Below are 258 nucleotides of genomic sequence, written 5' to 3' on the forward strand. Positions count from 1 at the left end.
GAGCACCACCGTGCCGATGTATTGCTGCTGGATATCCAGATGCCTGGCCGCAGCGGGCTGGAAACCGCCCAGGCATTGCAGCAATATGACACGCCTCCGCTGGTGGTTTTTTGTACGGCATTTGATGAACATGCTCTGGATGCCTTCGGTGTCAGCGCCATCGATTACTTGCTCAAGCCGGTACGTCCGGCGGATTTGCAGCGGGCATTGGAGCGGGTCAGGGAGCGGCTGGAGGCCCGGGAACTGGCAAGCCGGGAT

The 258-nt window shown here is 60.5% G+C and carries 1 protein-coding gene; it reads left to right on the forward strand.

The window, feature by feature from the left end; translation table 11 throughout:
• Positions 1 to 258: LytR/AlgR family response regulator transcription factor (locus Q4563_RS20810; protein WP_303605871.1), on the forward strand; the 258-nt coding region annotated here is incomplete at both ends.

The sequence above is a fragment of the Gilvimarinus sp. 1_MG-2023 genome, assembly GCF_030548285.1.